We start from the raw sequence: 1,144 nt of genomic DNA on the forward strand, positions 1-1,144 counted from the left end.
GGTCAGGTACTGATCCGGGTCCACGCCTGCGGGGTCTGCCACAACGACCTCTGGGTCAGCCAGGGTGTCTTCCCCTTCCCACCGCTCGACCCGGTGGTGGTCGGTCACGAGGCCGCCGGAGAGGTCGTCGAGGTCGGTCCGGGGGTGACCACCCGCCGGGTCGGGGACCGGGTCGGCACCACCTGGGTGCAGGCGACCTGCGGCCGGTGCGACTACTGCCGGCTCAACCTCCCGCTCACCGGGCAGTCCGGGATGAACTGCGCGGAGTCGGTGATGAGCGGCCTCACCGTGCAGGGCGGTCACGCGGAGTACGTCGCGGTGTCGGCCGACAGCACGGTGCTTCTGCCGGACGCCCTGTCGTACGAGGCCGCGGCGCCCGTGCTGTGCGCGGGGTACACCGCGTGGAGCGCGCTGCGCGCCGCGAACCCCGAGCCGGGCGAGCGGGTCGCCGTCCTCGGGATCGGCGGACTCGGCCACCTCGCCGTGCAGTTCGCCCGTGCCGCCGGCTTCGAGACGGTGGCCGTCACCCGCTCGCCGGACAAGCACGAGCTGGCCCGCACGCTCGGCGCGGACCACGTGGTCGCCGACGGCGAGCAGCTGCGGGCGGCCGGCGGCGCCGACGTGGTCCTGGTGACCGGCACCTCCTACCGGGCCGCCACCGAGACCCTCCAGGGACTGCGCCCGAACGGCCGGATCGTGCTCGCCACCATCGACCCGGTCGACTCCTTCACGATCCCGCCCACCAGCCCGTTCTGGGCGCAGCGCCAGCAGGTGATCGGCGCCACCCACAACGGCCTCGACCAGCTCACCGAGGCCCTCGACCTGGTCGCGTCCGGGGCCGTCACGCCGCTGATCGAGACCTTCCCCAAGGAGCGGGTCGCCGAGGCGCTCGAACGGGTCGAACGCGGCGAGGTCCGCTTCCGCGCGGTCGTGACCTACGCCTGACGCACCGGCAGCGACCGCATGCGACCGCATGGGGACCGACGTGGGGAGGACACTGTGTACAGACGAAGATTCCTGGGCCTCGCGGGCATCGCGGCGGTGACCGAGCATCGACTCGCTGGACCCGGCCGAGTGCGGCCCGCTGCGCGAGGCCGAGCAGATCGCCTCGGCGCGCGTGGTCGGCGTCGACACCGTCGAGTTC

The 1,144-nt window shown here is 73.4% G+C and carries 1 protein-coding gene; it reads left to right on the forward strand.

The window, feature by feature from the left end:
* Positions 1 to 945: alcohol dehydrogenase catalytic domain-containing protein (locus tag ACIQOV_RS42330; protein ID WP_401056586.1), on the forward strand; the 945-nt coding region annotated here is incomplete at its 5' end.
* Positions 946 to 1,144: the final 199 nt, after the last annotated feature.

The sequence above is a fragment of the Kitasatospora sp. NPDC091257 genome (assembly GCF_044757675.1).
GTDB lineage: Bacteria > Actinomycetota > Actinomycetes > Streptomycetales > Streptomycetaceae > Kitasatospora > Kitasatospora lactacystinica.